Origin of the sequence: Methylibium sp. T29, from assembly GCF_000576205.1 — a bacterium.
In the GTDB taxonomy this organism is placed as follows: domain Bacteria; phylum Pseudomonadota; class Gammaproteobacteria; order Burkholderiales; family Burkholderiaceae_C; genus Methylibium; species Methylibium petroleiphilum.
Genome location: NZ_AZND01000554.1, coordinates 1 through 909 on the forward strand (window position 1 = coordinate 1; position 909 = coordinate 909).

At 74.8% G+C, this 909-nt stretch carries 1 protein-coding gene; it reads right to left on the reverse strand.

Going from position 1 to position 909, the window contains the following annotated elements; all coding sequences use genetic code 11:
• Positions 1-311: 311 nt before the first annotated feature.
• Positions 312-909: VWA domain-containing protein (locus tag x551_RS22785; protein WP_036252042.1), on the reverse strand; the 598-nt coding region annotated here is incomplete at its 5' end.

A 909-nucleotide genomic window follows, 5' to 3' on the forward strand; every position in this document is an offset into this window, starting at 1 on the left:
CGCCGGTGGCGCCGTCGTCGGTGCTGCCGCCGCCCCCGCCGCCGCCGCCACAGGACGCCAGCAGGAGCGTGGCGGCACACAGCGCGGTCAGGCGGGCGAGGCGCTGCGCTCTCGGTGAGCGGGGAGTGGACATGGTCGCCCCAGGATGCGGTGGAAGACGGCGCGACCGCGCGAGCGGCCGGGCAGCGGACGTCCAGTTTGGTGGCGCGGCGCACCCCGCTCGTGACCGAAGCCGCGCGGCTGCAGCGCCTTTTACAAAGCGACACCTTGCGGCCCGGCGCGGTGTGAACCGCAGCACGCCGCGGCCACGCTCAGACCTGCAGGTGGCGCCGCGCGCGCTCGCTCAGCGCGTTGGGGAAGTAGAGCGCGGTGAGGCTCTTGCTGTGCACCGGCGAGTGACCGTCGGCATACGCGCTCTGCGGGTCGGGCGCGTAGCGGCGCCAGTCGCGCACCCAGTGGATCGCGTCGCAGACCTCCAGCAGGCCCATCGTCTCGCGGTCGCCGACCAGCACCCCTTGCACGCGCAGACCGTGGCGCTGCCGTGCGCCGTCCAGCAGCGCCAGCGTGGCCGGCGTGCAGCCGAACTCGCCGTCGCTGACCAGCAGCAGGTCGGCCTGCTGCCAGCGCGCGCTGTGGACCGCGGCCACCGCATGCGCGAGCGGTGCCGCCAGGTCGGTGCCGCCATCGAAGGCCTGGCCGATGAAATCGAGCAGCGCGTCCAGCCCGGCCGGCGTCAGCGCCAGCTCGTGGGTCAGCAGCTCGCCGGCACCGCCGAAGGCGATCAGCTGGCAGGCCCGCCGTTCGCGGTGCGCGGTGCGCGCCGCCTGCAGCACCACCGCCTTGGCCAGTTGCTCGGGTGCGCCGCGCATCGACCCCGAGGTGTCGATGCAGACCAGCATCGGGCCGCGC